Genomic DNA, 25,498 nt, shown 5'->3' on the forward strand with positions numbered 1-25,498 from the left:
AAACACGAATAATGAATAATTATTTCATAAAATATATTATAAAGTAATTTTAACTCCAAACTCAATATTTATTATTCATAAGCTTTATTACTACAAAAAAGTGAATGATATTCTTTATTTTGCGATCTTGATCGTAAAAATCAAACAAATAGATTTTTACTTTTAGTCGTCTCTTTTACATTATCACACTAGAATTGTGGAGGAATATCATATGACTTGGAGCAAATTTATTGTTTTCTTTTTTCCTATTTATACTGTGAATGCAACATCATCAGATATTATGTTATTAGGAAATTATACTGGTCAAAACGTGCAAAACTGGGTTATGAGCGAAAAGCTAGATGGTATTCGTGGTTATTGGGATGGAAAACAACTTTTTACTAGACAGAATAAAGTCCTATCTCCACCAAACTACTTCATCAAAAATTTTCCACCTTTTCCAATTGATGGAGAACTTTTTTCCGAAAGAAACCATTTTGAAGAAATTTCATCTATAGTACGCTCAGAAGAAGATAAGGGTTGGGAAAAAATCAAACTCTATGTTTTTGATGTTCCTACAGCAACAGGAAATCTCTTTTCTCGGTTAAAGAAATTACAAGATTATTTAGTAGAACATCCAACGCCATATATTCAAATTATAAAACAGATTCCTATTCGAGATCAGGAGCATGTTCGATCTTTTCTAAAACAAGTAGAGGCTCAAAAAGGTGAAGGCGTAGTGTTACGGAATCCAAATGCACCTTACGAAAGAAAACGTAGCTCACAAATTCTTAAATTAAAGACCGCACTTGATGAAGAATGCGAGGTCACCGCACATCACAAAGGAAAAAACCAATTTGAAAACGTATTAGGCTCATTAAGTTGTAAAAATCAACGTGGCGAATTTAAGATTGGTTCAGGATTCACACTAGGTGATCGTATAAATCCTCCGCCAATCGGAGCAATTATTACTTATAAATATCGTGGATTAACTAGAAATGGACTGCCTAAATTTGCTACTTATCAACGATTGCATTCAGATAAAAATAGTCAAAAAACAAACCGCACTTTAAACGAAAAAGTGCGGTAAAAATTAAAACACTTAAGATAAAATCTTATCTAACTCTGCGGTCACTTCATCTACTTTAGCAGTACCATCTAAACGAAAGTAAGTAGTATTACCCATCGCAGCCTCCGCTTGATAATAATCAATCAACGGCTTAGTAGTAGTATGATAAACTCTCAATCGATCTAATACTGTTTCTGGTTTATCATCTGCTCGAATAATTAAATCTTCCCCTGTAATATCATCTTTTCCTTCTACTTTTGGAGGATTATAAACCACATGGTAAGTACGCCCTGAAGCTGGATGAACTCGACGACCACTCATGCGTTCAACAATTACATCGTCTGCCACATCAAACTCCAACACATAATCTATACTTATACCCGCTGCTTTTAATGCATCTGCTTGTGGAATAGTGCGAGGAAAACCATCTAATAAAAAACCTTTTGCACAGTCTGGTTGTGCTACACGCTCTTGAACTAACGCAATAATCAAATCATCTGGTACTAGCTGACCTGTTTCCATTAATATTTTGGCTTGCTGTCCTAGTTCAGAACCCGCTTTAATTGCAGCACGTAACATATCACCAGTCGAAATTTGCGGAATACCAAATTTTTTCATGATAAATTGAGCTTGAGTTCCTTTACCAGCACCTGGAGCCCCTAAAAGAATAATTTTCATATCGACCTCATAAAAAACAACGTAAAAAACTTCGATAAAATACCTTTCTTTGCAAAGAAACTCAAGTTATTTCCCCTATTAATGAGGGATTATTTTTCAGAATATAAGATACATGTTATCATTAGGAACTATTTTACATATGGCAATATGTAACGTTTAAATCTAAATTCTATTTCTAAGTTAAAGGAAAAAAAATGAAATTAAGTAAATCTCTCGTTGCAATTAGCACCGCACTTTGTGCAGCATTTAGTGTCTCCGCTTGCGTAAACGCAAACGATAATAAAGTAACATCAAATGAAATAACTAAAGTTATCTATACTTGTAAAAATAGCAAAACAATGGAGGTTCTGTTTATCAATACGGCTGAAAGTTCTTATGCTGTTATTACTCAAATGAACGAAATGATCCCAATGGAGATTATGAAGATGGCATCTGGTGCAAACTACCAAGCTATAAACAAAGATTACACCTATAAACTTTATACTAAGGGTGAATATGCTGATTTAGTGGAAGGTAACGATAATCCTGTACTTTCTTCTTGCAAGATCGACAATTAACATTAGCCCCTTGTTAACAAGGGGCTTTGCAATAAAACTAAACAACTTTCTAATTCTCGCTACTCTTTTCATTCCAAGGTGCGACCCAAATTAAACACAACATTCCTGGAATTGCCAACCAAAAACAAAACCAAAAATAATCGTAATAACCAAAATGTTCAATTAATACTCCTGCCTGTGTATTAAATGTGGCCCGAGGCAATGCAGCTAAACTAGTAAATAAAGCAAGTTGAGTTGCAGTATAAAGAGGGTTTGTCTCTCTAGCCATAAATGCTACAAAGGCAGATGTGCCTAACCCGATACCAATATACTCTGCGGCAACCACTAAAGTTAACGATAACAAAGCAAAATTATCAACTTGTTCAAAAGGTCCTTGTTGTGCCAACCACGCAAAACCTAAAATTGTCACAATTTGCACCACGCCAAACAACCATAATGCACGATTAATGCCAATTTTAAGCATAATAATACCACCAATAATTCCAGCAACAACCATTGGCCATAAAGAGGCATTTTTAACAATTGATCCAATTTGAGTTTTCGAAAACCCCATATCAAGATAAAAGGGTGAAATTAGTGCAGTTGCCATACTGTCACCCAATTTATACAAAAAAATAAAAGCTAAGATTCCAACAGCAGACCAAACGCCTTTGCGTCCAAAAAATTCTTTAAAAGGTTTGACAACATTTTCTTTTAAAGTACGATGAGCTTCCAATTCAATTTGAGGTTCTTTGCTTAAAAATAACGTCATGAAAATACCTGGCAACATAAAAAGTGCGGTGATAATAAATACAATTTGCCAACTAAAATGATCTGATAAAATCAGCGATAAGGAACTAGGTACTAATCCAGCGATACGGTAAGCATTGACATGAATAGAATTACCCAAACCTAATTCATTATCAGAAAGAATTTCTCTCCGATAAGCATCAAGAACAATATCTTGGCTTGCTGAAAAAAAAGAAACTAACACCGCTAAAGCAGCAATCATATACAAGCCTATTTGATCATGAGGATTAAGAAAACCAAATATTGCAAGAAATATAATCAGCAAAATTTGTGAGATCAGAATCCAGCCTCGCCGCCGTCCTAAAAAAGGTGGAATATAGCGATCTAGCAGAGGAGACCATAAAAACTTCCACGAAAACGGTAGTGTTACTACAGTAAAATAGCCCAACGTTTGCAAGTCTATTTTTTCAGATCTCAACCAAACTGGTAACAAAGAAACAATAATATATAGAGGCAATCCTGAGCTAAATCCTGTGAAAACACAAATTAGCATGTTGCGACTAAAAATTTGTGATAATAAAGAAGATTTTGTTGACATAAGTGAAAAAGTGCGGTGATTTTTTTATCATTTTACGCAATTATATTTTACTTGTACAGTCCACTATCTTGCTTTAAAAACTCAATTATTAGCTTAATTAAAATCATTATCCATCATAACCACGAGGATTATTTTTCTGCCAATTCCAAGTATCTTTCATCATTTTTTGTAAATCTCGTTGAGCAGTCCAACCTAATTCTTTTTTTGCTAAACTAGGATCTGAATAACAAACAGCAATATCACCCGCTCGTCGCCCAACTAATGAGTAAGAAATTTTAATATTATTTGCTTGTTCAAAAGCTGCAATCATATCCAGTACAGAATAACCAATCCCAGTACCTAAATTATAAATATGTAATCCTGCATCATCTGCATGACGATTAAGAGCCTTTATATGACCAATTGCTAAATCCACTACATGAATATAGTCACGCACTCCTGTGCCATCATGAGTATCATAATCACTACCAAATACAGATAAATGAGGTAACTTCCCAATTGCAACCTGACTAATGTAAGGTAATAAATTATTAGGAATTCCATTCGGATCTTCGCCAATTAAACCACTTTCATGGGCACCAACAGGATTGAAATAGCGTAATATCGTAAAACTAAATTTAGGTTCTGCAGCTGCAACATCAGCTAAAATTTTTTCAACCATAAATTTTGACGTACCATAAGGATTAGTTGTGTTACCAATTTTACAATTTTCTGTAATTGGGATACATTCAGGATCACCGTAAACTGTTGCTGAAGAACTAAATACTAAATTCCATACACCAGCATTTTTCATTTCCTGCAGTAACAATAAAGATCCTGTTACATTATTCATGTAATATTTTGCTGGCTGACTAACACTTTCTCCGACTGCTTTTAACCCTGCAAAATGCATTACAGATTTGATTTTATTTTCCGCAAAAACTCGTTTTAAAATCACAACATCTAAAATGTCCCCTTGATAAAACTTGACAGTTTTTCCTGTAATTTGCTCTACTCTCTTAAGAGACTTCAGCGAAGAATTGCATAAATTATCTAATACAATGACCTCTTCTCCTGCGTTCAATAACTCAACTACAGTGTGTGAACCAATATATCCTGCACCACCAGTCACTAAAATAGCCATTTTTGCTCCTTAAATTAATATTTAGTGCGTGCAAGTATAACACTTTTATACTTTGTTAGTTAATTCATGTACTGTTGCAAAATTCCTTTTGATTTAATTAAATTGGAGTTTTATTTCTAAATTATTAAAAATAAATATTAATTTTTTATATAAAAATAAACTTTTAATCAAAAATGTGATTTAGATCACTAAAAACGTCATTTATGATTTTGGATATGTGATCTAAATCACATCATTATGGAGCGTTTTAGTTTAAAATTCCCACCGAATTATTTTTTATTTTATAGGAGTTATTTATGGCTATTGCTATCATCATAGCAACACACGGCGTAGCAGCAGAACAACTGCTAAAAACGACCGAAATGTTGATTGGTGAACAGGAAAATGTTGCCACAATTGATTTTGTTCCTGGCGAAAATGCCGAAACAATTATGGCAAAATATCAAGAGAAACTTAACACTACGCTAACACATTGTGACAATGTGCTATTCCTTGTTGATACTTGGGGTGGTAGTCCATTTAATGCTGCTAATCGAGTAGCAAAAGGTAAAGACAATATGGATGTTGTTACGGGTGTAAACATTCCCATGTTGGTTGAGACATTCATGGCTCGTGACGATAATCCAAGTCTACAAGAGCTTGTGTCAATTGCATTAGAAGCAGGTAGTGAAGGGGTGCGTGCATTAAAACAAAAAGCAGAAACTACCGAAAAACCGACCGCACCTGTAGCTCAAGTTGAACAATCTGCTCAACCACAGACTGTTCAAGTGAATCAAGAAGGTAACTTAATAGTTGGACTTGCTCGTATTGATGATCGATTAATTCACGGTCAAGTAGCAACACGCTGGACAAAAGAAAGCCGAGTTACTCGCATCGTAGTTGTCAATGATGATGTAGCAAAAGATGAAGTTCGATCAACTATGCTAAAAAGTGTAGCTCCTCCAGGAGTAACTGCTCATGTAGTTTCTGTCGATAAAATGATTCGTGTTTATAATAATCCTGAATACGCCAATGAGCGTATGATGCTATTGTTTACTAATCCAAATGACGTGTTGACATTATTAAAAGCAGGCTTAGATATTAAATCAATAAATATCGGAGGTATGGCATATCGTGATGGCAAAAAAATGATTACAAGTGCGGTCGCAGTAGATGAAAAAGATATAGAAGCTTTCAAAGCTATTGATCAAATGGGAGTGGAACTTGATGTCCGCAAAGTATCTAATGACAGCCGTCAGTATATGATGGACTTACTAAAGAAAAATAACTTAATTTAAGGAATCGCATTATGGAAATTTCAACTTTACAAATAGTGCTTGTATTTATAATTGCCTGTATATCAGGTATGGGTTCAATCCTTGATGAGTTTCAAACTCACCGCCCACTAATTGCTTGTACTTTGATTGGTCTAGTATTAGGGGATATAAAAACAGGGATTATTGTCGGAGGCTCACTGGAACTCCTAGCGCTAGGCTGGATGAATATTGGTGCAGCACTTGCTCCTGATGCGGCATTAGCTTCCGTAGTTTCTACTATTTTAGTTATCGTTGGTGGGCAAGATATTGCCACAGGGATTGCTATTGCGATTCCATTGGCGGCGGCTGGTCAAGTGCTAACTTATGTAGTACGTGCAATAACAGTAGGTTTCCAACATGCAGCGGATAAATCTATCGAAGACGGTAATTTAACTCGTTTAGATTGGATCCACCGTTCTGCGTTATTATTACAAGCAATGCGTATCGCTATTCCAGCTTTGATTGTGGCGTTAACTGCAGGAACAGACAGCGTACAAGCGATGTTACAAGCAATTCCACCTGTTGTTACAACGGGCTTGAAAATCGCTGGTGGTATCATTGCTGTAGTTGGTTATGCGATGGTAATCAACATGATGCGTGCAGGACATTTAATGCCTTTCTTCTATGCAGGTTTTGTCGTTGCAGCATTTACAGATTTCAACCTTGTGGCACTAGGTATTCTTGGTGCAATTATGGCAATTTTCTACATCCAACTTCACCCAAAATACAACCAAAGTAAGCAAGTGGTGCAAGTAGTTTCAAATAACAACGATCTTGATAACAGATTAGATTAATGGGGTAATTGGAAATGACAACAGAAGTAAAAAAAGTAACCCAACGTGATTTAAATTCAGTAGTATTACGTTCCAATATTTTCCAAGGTTCATGGAACTTTGAGCGTATGCAATCTCTCGGCTTTGCTTATTCAATGGTACCTGTTATTAAACGTTTGTATCCTGATCCAAATTCGCAGGAGCGAAAAGATGCTATTAAACGTCATTTAGAGTTTTTCAACACGCAACCATTCGTAGCAGCACCTGTATTGGGTGTAACTATTGCAATGGAAGAAGAACGTGCAAATGGTAAGGATATTGATGATGCTGCAATTAATGGGATTAAAGTGGGCTTAATGGGGCCTCTCGCTGGTGTTGGTGACCCTATTTTCTGGGGAACAGCTCGTCCTGTTTTTGCTGCACTAGGTGCTAGTTTGGCGGTAAATGGTAGTATTTTTGGTCCAATTTTATTTTTCATATTATTCAATTTAGTCCGTCTTGCAACACGCTATTATGGTGTTACTTATGGTTATCGCAAAGGACTGGACGTTGTACAAGATATGAGTGGCGGCTTGTTACAAAAATTAACTGAAGGTGCATCTATACTTGGTCTGTTTATTATGGGAGCATTAGTACAAAAATGGACTAGCATTAATGTACCGTTAGTAGTATCGACTATTGAAAAACAAGATGGAACAACTGAAATCACTACCGTACAAAATATTTTAGATAGCTTAATGCCAGGTTTATTACCATTACTATTAACTTTTGCTTGTATGTGGTTACTACGTAACCGTGTCAATGCACTATGGATTATTATTGGTATTTTCGTCATTGGCATTTTGGGTGCAGCAACAGGCGTGCTTGCTTAATATTTCTAAATTTAAGGGTGGGAACTTTCCCACCTTTCACTTTTAACTATGACAACTAATATTATTTTACTTGTTTGCATAAGTTTATCTATCCTATACGCTATTTATGACCAATTTGGCATGAATTGGCTAAAAGGGAAAACGTTGCTTAAAGTGCGGTTAAAAAAACACACAAAAATTGATGCGTTAATTTTTATTGGATTAATTGCTATCTCAATTTATCAAACTGAAACTCAAATTCAGCCTTTTACGTTATATTTACTTGCTGTAGCTATTACTTTAAGTATATATATTGGTTTTATTCGTACACCTCACTGCCTATTTAAAAAGAGCGGTCTATTTTTTGAAAATTTCTTTATCCAATACAACAAAATCGCTAAAATTACCTACACTGAAAAAGGCATTCTTCTTATTGTATTAAAAAACAACAAAAAAATAACAATCCCAATACAAAACTCAAAAGACATGACTAAAGTAATTAATTTTTTCAGTGATAATCAATAATAAAACTACTCACTAAAATAAAAATAATTTAAAATCAATATCATTAATTTAAAATTTATTCAAATAATTAAAGGAGTAGCTATAATGAATGATAAAAACACCTATAATATTGTGCCTTATTTTTCAAAAAGTTTTTCTGAAACAACTCCCATTAAACAAGCCTCTTGCTTAAAATTACTTGGTTTTGATGCACCAGATATCACCAAAGCACGCATTTTAGAACTCGGTTGCTCTTATGGTGGCAATATCATTCCACTCGCAATCAATTACCCTAATTGCGAAATTGTTGGAGTTGATTTATCTCAATTACAAATTGAAGAAGGAAGTAACATCATTGACTACTTAAAGTTAGACAATATAAAGCTTTATCATAAAAATATTTTAGATATTGATGAAAGTTTTGGTAAGTTTGATTATATCATCTGTCATGGTGTCTATAGTTGGGTACCAGACAATGTGAAAGAGGGCATTTTAAAAGTTATTTCCAATCATTTAACAGATACAGGTTCAGCATTAGTTTCTTACAACTGCTATCCAGGATGGAAAAAAATTGATATTTTACGCGATGCGATGAAGTTCCGAATTGATGGATTGCGTGAAATGGGAATTGAGATCAGCGAAAATCAGGCTGTCTCCTATGGCATCGGAATACTAGACTTTTTGAAAGAGCATTCTCTACTAAGCAGCGAAGTAAAAGATAGAATTGATTTAATTTCCTCTAAATCTAACCACTATATTTATCATGAATATTTAGAGGAATATAACGACCCACTTTACTTCACTCAATTTGCCAAACAATTAGAAAAACAAGGATTAATTCACGTTATAGATACACATATAAAAAAATCAACTATTATCTTCAATACTCCACAATCAGATAGCCTTGAAAAAGAATGTGAAAATAACTACATAATGAAAGAGCAATATTTAGATTTTCTTCACGATGTACAATTTAGGCATTCTATTATTACTAAAGCGACCAACAAATCAAAAATCAATTTAACTAATACTGTCATTTGCGAACATTTAGCAGAAATGTATGTTCGAGGAAGATTAGCAAAAGCTGGTAACGATGATTATTTTAATGATTTATGCCTAACAGAAACTAATTTAAATTTAGCTATGTTGAAATACATTTCCGATGCCTATCCGAATACAATTCAAGTCCGTGAATTAATGGAAAAGTTCGGTGAAAACGTCTGTTCTGAAATTATACAATTAATATATCACCGCCATATAAAATTCTATCATATTGATTTAAAATGGAAAAATTCGCTATCTGGAGAGGTAAAACTGAAACCTGCTATTAATCGCTACTTACAGTATTTTTCAGAATGTGAGAAGCCTGCTATTACATTGGCAAATTTTGAAAATGATATTATTAATGTAGAACTGTCCCAAGAAATTTATTCTATTTTTAATTTATTTGATGGCACAAAAACTAAAGAAGAAATTACTCAATTTGTGATAGAAAATTACCAATGGAATAATAAACCTGCAAGTGAATTTAAAATTGAAGTAGAAAAACTCGTTAATTCAATCGAAGATTTAATCATTACTAATATGTTTAATGAATAATTGAAGGCTTACCAAATGGATAAAATTTATAAACTTAAGGGGCAATCACAACACTATGTTTGGGGTGGAAAAAATTATATCCCAACTTTACTTAACATTCCAAATCATACAAATCAATGCTATGCGGAATGGTGGTTAGGAACACATAATTCAGCCCCTTCAATAATAGAAAGTGAACAAGGTGAGTTGTTACTAAATGAATTTATAGTACAAAATCCGACCGCACTTGGACAGAAAAAATTAGCTAATACATTACCCTACTTACTAAAAATTTTAGATGTAGAAAAACCGCTATCTATTCAGCTTCATCCAACAAAGCAACAAGCCGAAACAGGTTTTATTCGAGAAAATGCTAAAGGCATTCCTTTAACAGATAGCAAACGTACTTATAAAGATAATAATCACAAACCTGAAATGATGATTGCTCTATCTGATTTTTGGTTATTACATGGTTTTAATCATAAAGAAAAAATCATTGCAACATTAAAAAAGCGTCCATCTTTGACCGCACTTGCTGAGCAACTAACTCACCAAAATTTAGATCAATTTTATGCACACATTATGCAAGCGGAGCAAGCCCAACTTTTCAGTTGGCTTCATCCAATTATTATTGAAAATAAAACTAGCTATCAACATAACCAATTATCATTAAATAATCCAGACTACTGGGTACTTTACACGATTGAAGCAATGGAAGTTCCACTGGATAAGCTTGATGCTGGGTTGATTTGTTTTTATTTATTTAATATTGTACAACTCAAAAAAGGTGAAGGTATTTATCAAGATGCAGGAATTCCTCATGCCTATTTACGAGGTCAAAATATTGAATTAATGTCATGCTCTGACAATGTTATACGGGGCGGGTTAACGCCAAAACATGTTGATATTGCTGAATTATTAAAAATAATTGACTGTCATGAAATTAATCCAAAAATAATTCCTCCAGCACCTAAAACACAATCGGTGTTTACCTATGTTACTCCTGCCAGAGATTTCGCACTCACTAATATTCGTTATAAATCAAATCAAAAACTAACTTTAGAAACTACGTATGCAGAAATTTTATTAATCATGGAGGGTGAAGTAAAAATCTATCAAAACAACACTACACTTACATTAAAAAAAGGAGAAGCTGCTTTCATTTGTGCGGATACAGATTATCAAATTCATGGCATCACTTCGGGCTACGCTGTTATTGCTAAACAACCTGAATGATCTAAAAAATCCTTATAATTAATTAAATTATAAGGATTTTATCTACTTACAATTTATCTAAATCTAATTTTGATACTAAGTCAAACATCTTACTGTTTCTGATTAACATCGAGCCAACGCTGTTGAAGTGCGGTAAGATTAGTTTGATTTTTCCGCCAACGCGAAGATGATGCAAGATCTTGCCAATCAAGATGCTGTTTCTTAAACAATGTTCTTAGCCGTTTTTGACGAATCAAATCATTTTTTGAAGTCTGTTGAGGTTTAAATTGATCTAATACTTGAATTACGCCTTGTCTCTCATTACAAAGTAACAACACATCACACCCAGCACTATATGCTTTTTCACAACGTTCAGTAAAACTTCCCATGAATTCAGCACCTTTCATACCGAGATCATCGGAAAAAATTACGCCTTGAAACCCTAACGTCTGGCGAAGAACTGTTTTCAGCCAATATGAAGATCCACTAGCAGGCGATAAATTACATTGATTATAAATAACATGTGCAGGCATGATTGCATCAAGTAGATCTTGTTTAATTAACTGACGAAAAGGCAAAATATCCTGATCAAAAATCTCTTGTTTTTGACGTGAATCACAAGGAGTTTCTAAGTGAGAATCTGCGGTCACGTGTCCATGACCTGGAAAATGTTTACCAGTGGAAGCCATTCCAACTTCATGCATGCCCTCAATAAAGGCTCGTGCAAGTGACGTTATTTTTTGTGGATCATCGTGAAAGCTACGATCTCCAATTGCTCTACATTGATGCCCAATATCCAGCACAGGGGCAAAGCTTAAATCTATATCAAGTGCGGTCATTTCTGCGGCCATTTGCCAGCCCGCTTCTTGTGCATATTGTAATTGAATGGTAGGATCTTCAAGCAAATTAGCAAAAGCTTGCATAGCAGGTAACTGTGTAAAACCTTTACGAAATCGTTGAACTCGCCCACCTTCTTGATCAACAGTAATCAAAATTGATTTTTTCACTCGTTGACGCAAATCAGCAATCAAAGCTTGTATTTGTTCTCGATCTGAAAAATTTCGACTAAATAAAATAACACCAGCTACCAGCGGATGTTGTAATAATTCAACTTCCTCAGCATTAAGCTGTTGACCCTCTAGATCGATGAGCAAAATTGACATGCGTTTTCCTACCTAATTGGATGAATATAAATACGATAATTTTGTGACTGTGAGGTTGGAGCTATCAACTCTATATCTATCGTTTGATTACTTTGCAAGTGAGTTTGAACTGATAAGTGCGGTTCATTTCCTTGTGTAACGCCGTTTTGATCATACCAAAAAATATGATAAACAAAATCTATAGGTTCTGTAGTAACATTACTAACAGAAAATTTATCATCATTAGCTATCGTTTCAATCTTATTCGCTAAAACAGATTCTATATTCACTATTGGAGTGCTAGATTGCACTAGATTTAGTGGTCTTGTTGAACAAGCAACTAATAATATAGCACTTAATAAAATAATTACTTTTTTCATCATTTTGCTAACATTTTACCTAAAGGTTCTCCACCTACAAGGTGCATATGCAAGTGAAACACCTCTTGTCCCCCATGCTTATTACAATTTACAATTAAACGATAACCGTCTTCAGAAATACCTTCTTGTTTTGCTAATTTTGCTGCGACTGTAAACAATCGACCTAATGCTATTTCATCCTCTGAAATAACATCATTCACAGTAGCAATAATTTTATTTGGAATAATCAAAATATGCGTTTTTGCTTGCGGTGAAATATCACGAAATGCGGTAACTAATTCATCTTGATATACAATATTGGCAGGAATTTCTTTGCGAATAATTTTACTGAAAATAGTTTCTATTGACATAAATGTTCTCCTTTATTTTTCAATATATCCAACAATTAAGATAATTCTATCTAGTTGTAGTTTTATCAGAAAATATAAAAAATAGCAATTTAGGTTATTTTGTTTTTTAAATGTTAAAATAAATCAGACTTTCTATATATAAATGTTAGTCGGTTGTTATTGATTTCGTAACTTTACCAAAAATTATAAAAAATAAAATTTTTTTAGTTTTAACTTTGTTCTGAATATCTTAAAATAGCGACAATTTATTTTCTAGGACATGTCATGAAAAACGACAACACTATTAACTTAATTGCAAGTCCTGCCGAGATGTCACAAATTGGTGAACAGGCTGGTGCGTATAAAGCAACTAAAAATCAATTTTATTCCTTTTTATCAGCAATTTCCTCTGGTGCATTTATTGCTTTAGCTTTCGTATTTTATGCAACCACACAAGTAAACAGCGGAGATGTACCTTGGGGGATTTCAAAATTAATTGGAGGAATAGTCTTCTCTATTGGCGTAATTATGGTTGTAGTTTGTGGTTGTGAGTTATTTACTTCATCGACTATGACTACTGTTGCTCGTGTAGCAAAACGCATTACTACTTTACAAATGTTACGTAACTGGCTTGTAGTTTATGTAGGAAATTTTGTTGGTGCATTAACGATCGTAACATTAATTTGGTTTGCTGGGCAAACTATGGCAGCTGATGGTCAATGGGGATTGGTAATTCTAAAAACTGCACAACATAAAATTCATCATAGCTGGTTACAAGCCTTTTGTTTGGGCATTTTGTGTAACATTATGGTATGCCTTGCTGTATGGTTAGCTTATGCAGGTAAGAGTTTGACGGATAAGGCTTTTATTATGATTTTACCAATAGCTCTTTTTGTTTCTTCTGGTTTTGAACACAGCGTAGCAAATATGTTTATGATTCCAATGGGCATGTTAACGGCACACTTCAGTCCAGCTGAATTTTGGCAATCAGTTGCATTAACCCCTGCTCAATTTGCAGATTTAGATTTTTACCACTTTATTGTTAAAAACTTAATTCCAGTAACCTTAGGAAATATTGTTGGAGGTGGCGTTTGTGTTGCACTAATGCAGTGGTACACCAATAAGCCATCTCATCATTAAATTAGGCGTAAGTGCGGTCGCTTTTTAAAAAATTTACCGTATTTGCAAAGTAGAATTTTTAACTCCATAAAATAAAGGAAATATAAAATGACACAATTAACAGAAGCCCAACAAAAAGCTTGGGAAGGTTTTGTGGCGGGCGATTGGCAAACTGAAGTCAATGTTCGTGATTTTATTCAGAAAAACTATACTCCTTATGAAGGTGATGAATCATTCCTTGCTGAGGCAACCGAAGCAACAACTACATTGTGGAATAACGTCATGGAAAAAATTAAAGTGGAAAATAAAACCCACGAACCTTATGACATAGACCCAGATACACCATCGACTATCACTTCTCATAAACCAGGTTATATTAATAAAGATTTAGAAAAAATCGTTGGTTTACAAACAGACGCTCCATTGAAACGTGCAATTATGCCTTACGGTGGAATCAAAATGGTAAAAGGTTCATGCCAAGTTTATAATCGTGAACTTAAACCTGAAATTGAGCATATCTTCACTGAATATCGTAAAACACACAACCAAGGTGTATTTGATGTATATACTCCAGATATTCTACGTTGCCGTAAATCAGGAGTAATAACAGGCTTACCAGATGCTTACGGTCGTGGTCGTATTATTGGTGACTATCGTCGCTTAGCCGTATATGGCGTAGACTTCTTAATGAAAGATAAATTCAAGCAATTTACTTCATTACAAGCTCGTTTAGAAAGCGGAGAAGATATTCAAGCTACAATTCAATTACGTGAAGAAATTGCAGAGCAATATCGTGCATTAGGAAAAATTAAAGAAATGGCTGCTTCTTATGGTTGCGATATTTCTAATCCTGCAACCAATGCTCAAGAAGCTGTACAATGGACTTATTTCGCTTACCTTGCAGCAGTAAAATCGCAAAACGGTGCAGCGATGTCATTCGGTCGTGTATCATCTTTCTTAGATATTTATATTGAACGTGATTTAAAAGCAGGAAAAATCACTGAACAGGATGCTCAAGAATTAATTGATCATCTAGTAATGAAATTGCGAATGGTGCGTTTTTTACGCACACCTGAATATGATCAATTATTCTCAGGTGACCCAATGTGGGCAACAGAGACTTTAGCTGGTATGGGGTTAGATGGTCGCACATTGGTAACTAAGAATAGTTTCCGTATGTTGCATACTCTTTATACAATGGGACCTTCACCAGAACCAAATTTAACTATTCTGTGGTCTGAGCAGTTACCAGAAGCCTTTAAACGCTACTGTGCAAAAGTTTCTATTGATACATCTTCTGTACAATATGAAAATGACGATTTGATGCGTCCAGATTTCAATAACGATGATTATGCTATCGCTTGCTGTGTGAGTCCAATGATTGTAGGTAAACAAATGCAATTCTTTGGTGCTAGAGCCAACTTAGCTAAAACATTGCTATATGCGATCAATGGTGGTATTGATGAAAAATCTGGTATGCAAGTTGGTCCAAAAACAGCCCCAATCACTGATGACGTATTGAGTTTCGATACTGTAATGGAACGCATGGATCAATTTATGGATTGGTTAGCTACACAATATGTAACTGCCCTTAATGTTATCCATTTTATGCATGATAAATATGCTTATGAAGCTGCATTGATGGCATTCCATGATCGTGATGTATATCGCACAATGGCTTGTGGTATCGCTGGACTTTCAGTTGCAGCGGATTCATTAGCTGCAATTAAATATGCAAAAGTAAAACCTGTACGTGGCGATATTAAAGACAAAGATGGTAATATAGTAGCATCTAATGTGGCAATTGATTTCGAAATTGAAGGAGAATACCCTCAATTTGGTAACAATGACAGCCGTGTTGATGAGTTAGCTGTTGATTTAGTCGAACGCTTTATGAAGAAAATTCAAACTCATAAAACATATCGTAATGCAACTCCAACACAGTCAGTTCTTACTATTACTTCTAATGTGGTGTACGGTAAGAAAACAGGTAATACCCCTGATGGTCGTCGTGCAGGAGCACCTTTCGGACCTGGTGCAAACCCAATGCATGGACGCGATCAAAAAGGTGCTGTAGCTTCTTTGACTTCTGTAGCAAAACTACCATTTGCTTATGCTAAAGATGGTATCTCTTATACATTCTCTATTGTTCCAAACGCTTTAGGGAAAGATATGGAAGCTCAAAAACGTAATCTTGCTGGATTAATGGATGGCTATTTCCATCATGAATCTACTATAGAAGGTGGGCAACATTTAAATGTAAATGTAATGAATCGTGAAATGTTGTTAGATGCAATGGAAAATCCTGAAAAATATCCACAATTAACAATCCGTGTATCTGGTTATGCTGTACGATTCAACTCTTTGACTAAAGAGCAACAGCAAGATGTAATTACACGTACATTTACTCAGAGCATGTAATAATATTACAAAAATTACATTAAAATTAAGTTTAATAGGGGGGACAGTATAAAATCATACTGTTCCCTTTTGTTTTGGGCTATAATGAAAAGAATCGCAATAAAGTAGTTTGCGTTATTACTCTTAACTTTCACATAGGAGAATCAGAATGAAAAAAATGAAAATCAAACTTACTACTCTTGCTTTGGCTTCTGCTTTTGTCTTAACTGCCTGTAGTACCCAAATAGATGGTGATGCTAGACTTCAAGAACAAGCTGTACTGGGAATTAACTGGGTACAACAATCTGGTGAATATCAAGCACTTGCTCATCAAGCATTTAACACAGCAAAAGTTGCATTTGATCAGGCTAAAGTGAAAAAAGGGAAAAAGAAAGCTGTAGTTGTCGATCTTGACGAAACTATGATTGATAATAGTGCTCATGCTGGCTGGCAAGTTAAAAATGGCAAAGGCTTTAACCCTGAAGTTTGGACCCGTTGGGTCAATGCTCGTCAAAGCCAAGCAATTGCTGGAGCAGTAGAATTTAATAATTATGTTAATTCCCATAAGGGTACAATGTTTTATGTATCTAATCGTAAGGATTCAACTGAAAAAGCTGCAACAATTGATGATATGAAGAAATTAGGTTTCAATGGTGTTAGCGAAGAAACTTTATATCTGAAAAAAGATAAATCAAATAAATCAAAACGCTTTGCTGATATTGAACAACAAGGTTACGAAATTGTGCTTTATGTTGGTGATAACTTAAACGATTTTGGCGATGAAACTTACAAAAAATCAAATGCAGAACGACGTAGTTTCGTTGAACAAAATCGTCAGGCTTTTGGTAAAAAATTCATTATGTTACCAAATCCAAACTATGGAGACTGGGAGCGTGGTATGGCGAAAGATTATTATAAAGGTGATGCTCAAAGTCGTGTAAAAATTCGTCACGATGCAATTAAAGCATGGGATGGCAAATAATTTATTTTATAATTCAGTAATTCCCTATTGCAACATACAATAGGGAATTATCGTTTGTTTTTACTGCATGAATCAGATTGAAGTGCGGTGAGTTTTTTTAGATTTTTATTTATTCGTGAAAGTAAAGGTATAAAATGTCAGTGTTAGGTCGTTACCATTCTTATGAATCTTGCGGCACTGTTGATGGTCCAGGTATCAGATTTATTTTATTTTTACAAGGTTGCTTGATGCGTTGTAAATATTGTCATAATCGAGATACTTGGGATCTACATGATGGTAAGCTAATCTCTGTAGATGAATTAATGAAAGAAGTTGTTAGCTATCGCCATTTTATGCGAGCTTCTGGCGGTGGTGTAACAGCTTCGGGAGGAGAGGCTATATTACAAGCCGAATTTGTACGAGATTGGTTTCGAGCCTGCAAGGAAGTAGGAATTCATACCTGCTTAGATACAAATGGTTTTGTACGTCATTATGATCATATTATTGATGAATTATTAGATGTAACAGATTTAGTTCTACTTGATTTAAAAGAACTAAATGATGATGTTCATAAAAATTTAATTGGCGTATCTAACAAACGTACTCTACAATTTGCTCAGTATTTACAACAGCGTAATCAACCTACATGGATCCGTTATGTTGTTGTACCAGGATGGACTGATAATGATGATGACGTGCATAGTTTAGGACAATTTACTCAAAATATGCAAAATATCGAAAAAATCGAATTATTACCTTATCATCGTTTAGGTGTTCACAAATGGGAAACTTTGGGCGAAAAATACGAATTAGCAGAAGTGATGCCTCCTTCGAAAGATTCTTTAGAACATATTAAACATATTTTAGAAAATTACGGACATGTCGTGAAATTTTAAATTTGTACTATTACGATATAAAAATAGGATTGATTCATCAATCCTATTTTTATTACTGTGTGCATTAAAAAAATAGAAACTTCCCTTATTTATCGCATTCACAGACAGTTTTTTTCTCCCCTTGATAAACTAATTAAACCTGAGCGTACAACTTCAATTAAATTAGTGTCTTCTTTCACTGCCGTTAAAAATGAATCCAGTTTATCTTTTGTTCCAACTAATTGAATTGTATAAGATTTTTGAGTAACATCAACGATCTGCCCGCGGAAAATATCCGTTAAACGTTTTAATTCATCTCTTGATGAACCCACAGCTCTTACTTTAACTAACATTACTTCTCTTTCTACATGATCACAATCACTTAAATTTACTACTTTAAAAATTTCAATCAGCTTATGCAGCTGCTTTTCAATTTGTTCTAGTACTTGCTCATCGCCATAAGCTTCAATAGTCATACGAGATAAGGTAGGATCATCTGTTGGAGCAACTGTTAAGCTTTCAATATTAAAAGCTCGTTGTGAAAATAAACCCACTACTCGAGATAATGCGCCTGACTCATTTTCAATTAAGACTGATAAAATTCTACGCATTATTGTATCTCCGTTTTAGTTAAAATCATTTCATTCATGCTTCCTCCCCTTTTTTGCATTGGATAAACATGTTCAGTTTCATCAACTCTAATATCAACAAATACTAGCCTATTTTTAATTTCAAAAGCCTGTTTCAATTTATCTTCTAGCTCTTCAGGTTTATCAATACGAATACCAACATGTCCATAAGCCTCTGCAACTTTGACAAAATCAGGAAGTGAATTCATATAAGATTGAGAATGTCGTCCTGAGTAAATTAAATCCTGCCATTGTTTTACCATGCCTAAAAAACGGTTATTTAAGCTAACAATAACTACAGCTACTCCATATTGCTGTGCAGTAGATAGTTCTTGAATATTCATCTGAATGCTACCGTCGCCTGTTATACAAACTACAATTTCATTAGGATGAGCCAATTTCACACCTAAAGAGGCAGGCAAACCAAATCCCATTGTCCCTAAGCCACCCGAATTAATCCATTGACGTGGTTTATCAAAAGGATAATAAAGTGCAGCAAACATCTGATGTTGTCCCACATCTGAAGCAATATATGCTTTCCCATGAGTAATGCGATAAACGGTTTCAATCACTTGCTGAGGCTTTATAACCTCAGAAGTGCGGTCAAACTCTAGACATTTACAAGCTTTCCATTGATTAATCTGATGCCACCATTCATCAAGGCAAGATTGTGATTTACTTAATTCTTCTATCTGCAATAAAGAAAGCATTTCATTTAGCACATTTGTTGCATCGCCTACAATTGGGATATCTGCTAATACATTTTTAGAAATAGAAGTTGGATCAATGTCAATTTGTACTACTTTTGCATTTGGGCAGTATTTTTCTAAATTATTAGTTGTACGATCATCAAAGCGAACACCAACAGCAAAAATTAAATCACTATGATGCATAGTATTATTGGCTTCGAATGTACCATGCATACCAAGCATACCTAAAAATTGATTATCAGTCGAAGGAAAAGCTCCCAAGCCCATTAATGATGAAGTTACTGGTAAATTAAGCAGTTTTGCTAACTGATAAACTTGTTCGCTACAATTTGACAGTACTGTCCCTCCTCCAAGAAAAAGAACTGGCTTTTTAGCAACTAATAAAGCCTTTAAAGCCTTTTTAATTTGCCCTTTATGCCCTTGTACTTTTGGATTATAAGAACGCATATTCACTTCTTGTGGGTATATGTAAGGAAATTTATTAGCTGGATTAAGAACATCTTTAGGCACATCTATAACTACGGGACCTGGACGTCCACTAGAGGCAATATAAAACGCTTTTTTAATGATCTCAGGTAACTCTTGTGCATGCTTAACTAAAAAACTGTGTTTCACTACAGGACGAGATATTCCCACCATGTCACACTCTTGAAAAGCATCTCTACCAATTAGATCAGACATAACTTGACCTGAAAAAATCACTAATGGCACAGAATCCATATAAGCTGTCGCAATTCCAGTTATTGCATTAGTTGCACCTGGACCAGAAGTTACTAGTACACAACCGACTTCTCCTGTTGAACGAGCATAACCATCAGCCATATGTACAGCAGCTTGCTCATGTCGAACTAGAATATGTTCAATTCCGTCCATTGTATGAATTGCATCATAAATGTCTAACACAGAACCGCCAGGATAACCAAAAATAAATCTTACACCTTGATCACGCAAAGATTGCACAATCATTTCTGCACCTGTTAATTTTTTCATTTTCAAAACCATCGCACTTTAACATTCAAAATTTAAAATAACACACTTAAAGTGTTAAATATTGTTTAAATCTAAAATAAAGGATTTTATAAATAAAAACAATAAAAATAATAAAAAAATGCGACACAAGCCGCATTTTATAAAATAGATTTAAAATATTAGTTATTAGCTTATTCTTTTCTTAAATAGAAAAATTAAAATAAACAGTGAAAGTGCGGTAGCTACAAAACCTAAAATACCTGAATGACTAAGACCGACAACTAAATAACCGATAATAGTGGCAACTGCTACAACTAAGGCGTAAGGTAATTGAGTTTTAACGTGATCCATGTGATTACATTTTGCCCCTGTAGAGGACAGGATAGTCGTATCTGATACTGGTGAACAATGATCACCACAAACAGCTCCAGCCATCACTGCGGATAAACAAGGTAATAACAATTCAGGTGCTGCATGTGCGGCAATTGCTGCTGCTATAGGTAACATGATACCAAATGTTCCCCAACTTGTTCCTGTTGAAAATGCCATCACCGCACCTAAAACAAATAGTAGTGCAGGTAACACTGAAACTGGTAGATTTTCTGACACAAAACCTGATAAATATTTACCTGCATTCATGTCACCAACAACATTATTAATCACCCATGCAAAACATAGAATCAAAATTGCACCTAGCATAGATTTCATGCCAACTAAACAAGCTCTGCTATACTCTCCCATTGTAATTTGGCGTTGTAATAAAATACAAACTGTTACAACAATAATGGATGCTAAACCACCTGCAACTAAAGAAATACCTACTGTAGTATTTTCAAATGCACCTAAAACTGAGAAAGGTTGATTATTTTCTGCCAAAGCTTGGTTACCTGTATATAACATCATTGCTACAGTTGCCACAATCAATGCCACGATAGGTAAAATCAAATTACGAACATGTCCCTGTACCCTTGTTTGAGAACTATCATCTTCATGAACTGATTCTAATGCCCATTTTTCATGCTTTGCCATTGAACCAATATCAAAAGAAAAGTATGCAACAAAAAATACCATTAAAATAGAAAAAATAGCATAAAAGTTCATTGCACTCATTGCCATAAAGGCTCCAATTGGAGATTTATCTGTAATACCATGGGTAACAAGCAAACCAGAAATAAGGGTCATAATATATGCCCCCCAACTAGACACTGGCATTAACACACACATCGGAGCCGCCGTTGAATCTAAGATATAAGCCAACTTCGCACGAGAAACTTTAAACTTATCAGTTACAGGGCGAGCAATTGCACCTACTGCAAGGCTATGGAAATAATCATCTATAAAAGTAATAAAAACGAGTGAAGCAGCCATAATTTTTGCTCCACGACGACCTTTAATACGTTTTTGAGCCCACTCTGCAAAAGCACGATTACTACCAGATACAGTTAAAAGTGCGGTTAAAATACCCAATAAAAATAAAAACAAAATAATGTTAATATTATTGTAATTTAGCACACTATCTTCAGCATTATATGCCAAAGATAACACATTACTCGATAAGTATTTAATTGCATTTATAATTGAAAAATCCGCCAACATTAACGAACCAACAATAATACCAACGCTGAGTGATAAAATAACTCGACGAGTAATTATTGCTAATAATAAAGCCAGTGCTGCTGGCACGACAGACCAAAGTGATGTTGAATAATCTATGAGTTCCATTGTTTTCCCAAAAATTAGGGAGAACCACTGAAGTTGGCTATTTTAAAGGATAACAGTAATTTAAAATAAAAAGCTAAGCAAAATAAAAATGCCTAACCTAACCAGTAGCGCTCCATAGTTATAAAAAAGACTATGACAGTGACGTTTCTTTCAAACACGCCCCCAACTAATCGAAACGACTTTCGATTAATTTCGGCAACTATTCCTTTCCTTCTCCCTCACCGTTATCCACTAAGAAAAAATACTCATAATAGTTGCACCTCTACATATGTAGGAGTCGTAAAGATTACAATAATATTGTCAAAACTCCAATACTAAAAATAAAGTTTTTTTGTATTATTTACAATATTTAAATAAATAGTTTAATTTATAAAAGAATGTCTTTTATTAAAAATACAATTTACCTTAAATAATATTTTAGTTATTATAGTTATAAGAAAGTAGTTTAGTATTTTTATCAGTTAATCTTTAAATAGATAGAGGAATAGAAAATGGCTGACGTAATTAAAACGCTTACTAATATCCGTAGCTTACGTGTTCTTGCTAGAGAATTAACATTAGAACAATTAGAAAGTATTTTAGAAAAAATACAATTTGTCACTGAAGAAAAACGCACAGAAATTGCAGAAATTGAACGTCAAAAAGAACAACGTAAAGAACGTTTAATGAAATATAAAGAATTATTAAAACAAGATGGTATTACAGCAGATGAATTAGCTGAAATTCTTAGTTCAAATGTAAATAAAAAACAAATACAACGTCCAGCAAAATATCAATATCTAGACAAAAATGGCAAAATGAAAACTTGGACTGGTCAAGGTAGAACGCCATATATAATTCAAGAAGCTTTAAATGCTGGTAAATCACTCTCTGAATTTGAAATTTAGTCTAAATTGATTTTTAATAAAACCCATGAAAATGGGTTTTTACTTTTTATAATTATCTAAAGAATACATTATGATCGAAAATAAAATTTTATTAACGGACTGTCCTGATGATAAAGGTCTGATAGCAAAAATCACTAATATCTGTTACAAACACCAACTTAATATCATTCATAATAATGAATTTGTAGATTTTGATAGTAAACATTTTTTTATGAGAACTGAACTACAAGGGATTTTTAATGAAAAAACGCTACTAGCAGATTTAGAATTTAGTTTGCCGCAAGGTACAAACTGCCGCTTAATTAGTACGAAAAAAAAACGCATCGTAATTTTAGTTACTAAAGAAGCTCACTGTCTAGGTGATATTTTAATGAAAAATTATTATGGAGGACTAAATGTAGAAATTGCAGCAGTGATTGGTAATCATGATACTTTGCAAACACTTGTTGAACGATTTGATATTCCATTTCATTATATTAGCCATCAAAATCTAACTCGTATAGAACATGACAAATTATTAGCAGATAAAATTGATGAATATCACCCTGATTACATCGTATTAGCCAAATATATGCGTGTACTAAATCCTGAATTTGTAGCACGTTACCCTAACAGAGTAATTAATATTCATCATTCATTCTTACCCGCATTTATTGGTGCGAGACCTTATCATCAAGCTTTTGAACGTGGTGTAAAAATTATTGGAGCTACTGCTCATTTTATTAATAATGAATTAGATCAAGGTCCAATTATCATGCAAAATGTGATCAACGTAGATCATACTTATAATGCTGAAGCAATGATGCGTGCGGGACGTGATGTAGAAAAAACAGTACTAAGTCGAGCATTAGATCTCGCTATCCATGATAGAGTTTTTGTATACAACAACAAAACTGTAGTACTGTAAACAAACATTAAACTTAAAACAAAAGTGCGGTAGAATTTGTATAAATTTGACCGCACTTTTTTCTTTTTCTCTTTCCGTCTATTCTATTTTATCATCATGAATAGCATTAGAAAATGCTCGTAAGCCTTGTGAATTACCTGCTTTCACCATAACTTGCAGGGCTTGAGTAGGACGATGAATTAATTTATTCATTAATTTGTAACTTAATTCTTGTATTACTTTTTCCGCTCCCTCTCCCTGCTGTAAAGAAATAATAGCTTTTTCTAAAAGATCTTGTCTACACAATTCAGCAGACTCACGATAATCTCTAATTAGATTGGAGAATTGTCTAACTTTCAACCATTCAAAAAAATCTTGATTTTCTTGCTCAATAATTTTTTCTGCTTGTGCTGAAGCTTGCTCACGCCGATTAAGATTACGTTGAATAATATTTTGCAAATCATCTACCATATAATGATAAACCGTTTCGATCTCACTAACACTTTCTTCAACATCACGTGGCACTGCAATATCTACGATGAGCATCGGTTTTTGACGGCGTAATTTCTGAGCTTGCTCCACCATTTGTTTCGTTATTAAAACATCTTGGCTTGCTGTCGAACTAATAATAATATCAGCTTTATCTAAACCTTGCTGTAATTGTTCTAAAGCTAAAATTTGCACAAATTGAGGAATATTCAGTTTAGATACTAATTCTTCTGCTCGAGATAAAGTGCGGTTAGCAATAGTTAAGCTTTTTACGCCATGTCGTAACAGATGACGACTGACCAATTCTATAGTTTCTCCTGCCCCAACAAGTAAAATATTCAGTTCAGATAAGTTTTCAAAAATTTGGCGTGCTAAAGTACAAGCAGCATAAGCTACCGACACTGCACTGCCACCAATATCCGTTTCTGTTCTCACACGCTTTGCTACAGAAAAAGTTTTTTGAAATAAACGAGATAACTCACCTGAAATAGCATGATTTTCCTGCTGATAATAGGTTTCACTAAAACGATAAGCTTGTTTCACTTGACCAAGAATTTGTGGTTCTCCTAAAATCAAAGAATCTAAACCACATGCTACTCTCATTAAATGGGAGGTTGCTTGAAAATTTTGTGATGCGTAAAGACAAGTTTCCAATTCATTAAGATTTAAACCATGAATTTGAGCAAACCATTGGATACAATTTTGCTGCCAACATTCAGCTTTTTCTGTTTCTTGAGGTGAAATTTGTTTATTATGGAAATAAACTTCCGTTCGATTACAAGTAGACAGAATCACCGCACTCTCCGCTAATGATTGTTTAGCTATTTGTGCTAATGCTTGCCATCTCTTTTGTTCAGAAAATGCTACTTTCTCTCGCAATGTTACTGATGCTGTCTTGTGATTAATGCCTAATACCAAAATTGTCATAAACTTTTTGAAAATTAACCGCAGTTTGCGATGAAATCCCCACAATGAAATAAAAAATATTCAAAAAACCTGTTTATTTTAAGCAATTATTTTCCATTGCACAAATAGAGATTATTGATTTTTT

24 protein-coding genes and 1 riboswitch are annotated in these 25,498 nt (G+C 34.2%); of the genes, 14 read left to right on the forward strand and 10 right to left on the reverse strand.

The window, feature by feature from the left end:
* Window positions 1–211 precede the first annotated feature (211 nt).
* On the forward strand, window positions 212–1,069 hold the full coding sequence (locus ACFQ02_RS06265; RefSeq protein ID WP_380820693.1) for a DNA ligase: 858 nt from the start codon (window positions 212–214) through the stop codon (window positions 1,067–1,069).
* 12 nt (window positions 1,070–1,081) lie between these two features.
* Here ACFQ02_RS06265 and adk read toward each other — a convergent pair whose 3' ends face one another.
* Entirely contained in the window at window positions 1,082–1,726 is a 645-nt protein-coding gene (adk, locus tag ACFQ02_RS06270) for an adenylate kinase (protein WP_380820695.1), read from the reverse strand.
* Window positions 1,727–1,920: 194 nt separating this feature from the next.
* On the opposite strand from adk, the gene ACFQ02_RS06275 reads away from it, so the two are divergent.
* The gene (locus ACFQ02_RS06275) at window positions 1,921–2,283 is read left to right on the forward strand and encodes a c-type lysozyme inhibitor (protein WP_380820697.1); all 363 of its coding nucleotides are present in this window, start codon (window positions 1,921–1,923) and stop codon (window positions 2,281–2,283) included.
* 49 nt (window positions 2,284–2,332) lie between these two features.
* Here ACFQ02_RS06275 and ACFQ02_RS06280 read toward each other — a convergent pair whose 3' ends face one another.
* Entirely contained in the window at window positions 2,333–3,610 is a 1,278-nt protein-coding gene (locus ACFQ02_RS06280; RefSeq protein ID WP_380820699.1) for an AmpG family muropeptide MFS transporter, read from the reverse strand.
* 106 nt (window positions 3,611–3,716) lie between these two features.
* Window positions 3,717–4,733: a UDP-glucose 4-epimerase GalE gene (gene galE / locus ACFQ02_RS06285; protein ID WP_380820701.1), complete on the reverse strand. Its 1,017-nt coding sequence runs from the start codon at window positions 4,731–4,733 to the stop codon at window positions 3,717–3,719.
* A gap of 296 nt (window positions 4,734–5,029) precedes the next feature.
* Between galE and manX the strand changes: the two genes are divergently transcribed.
* The 6 genes from manX (at window position 5,030) to manA (ending at window position 10,970) form a co-directional block, all read left to right on the forward strand.
* The gene (gene manX / locus ACFQ02_RS06290; RefSeq protein WP_380820703.1) at window positions 5,030–6,010 is read left to right on the forward strand and encodes a PTS mannose transporter subunit IIAB; all 981 of its coding nucleotides are present in this window, start codon (window positions 5,030–5,032) and stop codon (window positions 6,008–6,010) included.
* A gap of 11 nt (window positions 6,011–6,021) precedes the next feature.
* Window positions 6,022–6,822 (forward strand): PTS mannose/fructose/sorbose transporter subunit IIC, encoded by an 801-nt coding sequence (locus ACFQ02_RS06295; protein ID WP_380820705.1) that lies wholly within the window; start codon window positions 6,022–6,024, stop codon window positions 6,820–6,822.
* A 14-nt stretch (window positions 6,823–6,836) separates the two neighbouring features.
* Entirely contained in the window at window positions 6,837–7,673 is an 837-nt protein-coding gene (locus ACFQ02_RS06300) for a PTS mannose transporter subunit IID (protein ID WP_380820708.1), read from the forward strand.
* A gap of 48 nt (window positions 7,674–7,721) precedes the next feature.
* Window positions 7,722–8,177, forward strand: a complete 456-nt coding sequence (locus ACFQ02_RS06305; protein WP_380820710.1) for a DUF986 family protein — start codon at window positions 7,722–7,724, stop codon at window positions 8,175–8,177.
* A gap of 84 nt (window positions 8,178–8,261) precedes the next feature.
* On the forward strand, window positions 8,262–9,755 hold the full coding sequence (locus ACFQ02_RS06310) for a methyltransferase regulatory domain-containing protein (RefSeq protein WP_380820713.1): 1,494 nt from the start codon (window positions 8,262–8,264) through the stop codon (window positions 9,753–9,755).
* Between the two features lie 15 nt (window positions 9,756–9,770).
* Window positions 9,771–10,970 (forward strand): mannose-6-phosphate isomerase, class I, encoded by a 1,200-nt coding sequence (gene manA, locus ACFQ02_RS06315; protein WP_380820715.1) that lies wholly within the window; start codon window positions 9,771–9,773, stop codon window positions 10,968–10,970.
* A gap of 89 nt (window positions 10,971–11,059) precedes the next feature.
* Here the strand turns inward: manA and nagZ are convergent, their stop codons facing one another.
* The 3 genes from nagZ to hinT are packed head-to-tail and all read right to left on the reverse strand — an operon-like array spanning window position 11,060 to window position 12,821.
* A complete protein-coding gene (gene nagZ / locus ACFQ02_RS06320; RefSeq protein ID WP_380820718.1) occupies window positions 11,060–12,112 on the reverse strand; it encodes a beta-N-acetylhexosaminidase in 1,053 nt (350 codons plus the stop codon).
* Window positions 12,113–12,120: 8 nt separating this feature from the next.
* Window positions 12,121–12,474, reverse strand: a complete 354-nt coding sequence (locus tag ACFQ02_RS06325; RefSeq protein WP_380820721.1) for a YcfL family protein — start codon at window positions 12,472–12,474, stop codon at window positions 12,121–12,123.
* Entirely contained in the window at window positions 12,471–12,821 is a 351-nt protein-coding gene (hinT, locus tag ACFQ02_RS06330) for a purine nucleoside phosphoramidase (protein ID WP_380820723.1), read from the reverse strand. Before hinT ends, ACFQ02_RS06325 begins: the two co-directional genes overlap by 4 nt.
* A 264-nt stretch (window positions 12,822–13,085) precedes the next feature.
* Between hinT and focA the strand changes: the two genes are divergently transcribed.
* The 4 genes from focA to pflA all read left to right on the forward strand — a co-directional run bounded on the left by focA (window position 13,086) and on the right by pflA (window position 18,176).
* Window positions 13,086–13,940: a formate transporter FocA gene (gene focA / locus ACFQ02_RS06335; protein WP_380820724.1), complete on the forward strand. Its 855-nt coding sequence runs from the start codon at window positions 13,086–13,088 to the stop codon at window positions 13,938–13,940.
* An 87-nt stretch (window positions 13,941–14,027) separates the two neighbouring features.
* Window positions 14,028–16,340: a formate C-acetyltransferase gene (gene pflB, locus ACFQ02_RS06340; protein WP_380820727.1), complete on the forward strand. Its 2,313-nt coding sequence runs from the start codon at window positions 14,028–14,030 to the stop codon at window positions 16,338–16,340.
* Window positions 16,341–16,497: 157 nt separating this feature from the next.
* Window positions 16,498–17,301 carry a 5'-nucleotidase, lipoprotein e(P4) family gene (locus tag ACFQ02_RS06345; protein WP_380821021.1) on the forward strand — a complete coding sequence of 268 codons (804 nt, stop codon included), beginning with the start codon at window positions 16,498–16,500 and terminating at the stop codon, window positions 17,299–17,301.
* A 134-nt stretch (window positions 17,302–17,435) separates the two neighbouring features.
* The gene (gene pflA / locus ACFQ02_RS06350) at window positions 17,436–18,176 is read left to right on the forward strand and encodes a pyruvate formate lyase 1-activating protein (RefSeq protein ID WP_380820730.1); all 741 of its coding nucleotides are present in this window, start codon (window positions 17,436–17,438) and stop codon (window positions 18,174–18,176) included.
* Window positions 18,177–18,274: 98 nt separating this feature from the next.
* Here pflA and ilvN read toward each other — a convergent pair whose 3' ends face one another.
* From ilvN to ACFQ02_RS06365, 3 genes are all read right to left on the reverse strand, one after another.
* A complete protein-coding gene (ilvN, locus tag ACFQ02_RS06355; RefSeq protein ID WP_380820734.1) occupies window positions 18,275–18,766 on the reverse strand; it encodes an acetolactate synthase small subunit in 492 nt (163 codons plus the stop codon).
* On the reverse strand, window positions 18,766–20,484 hold the full coding sequence (locus ACFQ02_RS06360; protein ID WP_380820736.1) for an acetolactate synthase 3 large subunit: 1,719 nt from the start codon (window positions 20,482–20,484) through the stop codon (window positions 18,766–18,768). Before ACFQ02_RS06360 ends, ilvN begins: the two co-directional genes overlap by 1 nt.
* A gap of 165 nt (window positions 20,485–20,649) precedes the next feature.
* Window positions 20,650–22,185 carry a Na+/H+ antiporter NhaC family protein gene (locus tag ACFQ02_RS06365; RefSeq protein WP_380820738.1) on the reverse strand — a complete coding sequence of 512 codons (1,536 nt, stop codon included), beginning with the start codon at window positions 22,183–22,185 and terminating at the stop codon, window positions 20,650–20,652.
* A 97-nt stretch (window positions 22,186–22,282) separates the two neighbouring features.
* A riboswitch (Lysine riboswitch) is annotated at window positions 22,283–22,458 on the reverse strand.
* 218 nt (window positions 22,459–22,676) lie between these two features.
* On the opposite strand from ACFQ02_RS06365, the gene ACFQ02_RS06370 reads away from it, so the two are divergent.
* Together ACFQ02_RS06370 and purU are read left to right on the forward strand one after the other, a co-directional pair.
* Window positions 22,677–23,072, forward strand: a complete 396-nt coding sequence (locus ACFQ02_RS06370; protein WP_380820740.1) for an H-NS family histone-like protein — start codon at window positions 22,677–22,679, stop codon at window positions 23,070–23,072.
* A gap of 70 nt (window positions 23,073–23,142) precedes the next feature.
* Window positions 23,143–23,979, forward strand: coding sequence for a formyltetrahydrofolate deformylase (purU, locus tag ACFQ02_RS06375; protein WP_380820742.1), 837 nt, complete (start codon window positions 23,143–23,145; stop codon window positions 23,977–23,979).
* A gap of 78 nt (window positions 23,980–24,057) precedes the next feature.
* On the opposite strand, the gene hemA is transcribed toward purU, so the two are convergent.
* Entirely contained in the window at window positions 24,058–25,374 is a 1,317-nt protein-coding gene (gene hemA / locus ACFQ02_RS06380) for a glutamyl-tRNA reductase (RefSeq protein ID WP_380820744.1), read from the reverse strand.
* Window positions 25,375–25,498: the final 124 nt, after the last annotated feature.

The organism is Seminibacterium arietis (genome assembly GCF_042675725.1).
In the GTDB taxonomy this organism is placed as follows: domain Bacteria; phylum Pseudomonadota; class Gammaproteobacteria; order Enterobacterales; family Pasteurellaceae; genus Seminibacterium; species Seminibacterium arietis.